Raw genomic sequence first — 228 nt, 5'->3', positions numbered from 1 at the left:
GATCACGCCGGTGATGACGTCGACCGACGGGCGCTGGGTCGCCATGATCAGGTGAATGCCGGCGGCGCGCGCCTTCTGCGCGAGGCGCTGGATCAGGAACTCGACCTCCTTGCCCGCGGTCATCATCAGGTCGGCGAGCTCGTCGACGATCACCACGATCTGCGGCATAGGCTCGAATTCGAGCTTCTCCTCCTCATAGATCGGCTGGCCGGTCTCGGCGTCATATCC

General features: G+C 64.5%; 1 protein-coding gene. It reads right to left on the bottom strand.

The features are described 5' to 3' along the window. On the bottom strand, nt 1-228 hold a 228-nt coding region (locus Q4563_RS23485), incomplete at both ends, for an FtsK/SpoIIIE domain-containing protein (RefSeq protein ID WP_303606263.1).

It is taken from the genome of Gilvimarinus sp. 1_MG-2023, from assembly GCF_030548285.1.
This window is presented reverse-complemented; position numbering and strand designations above follow the sequence as displayed.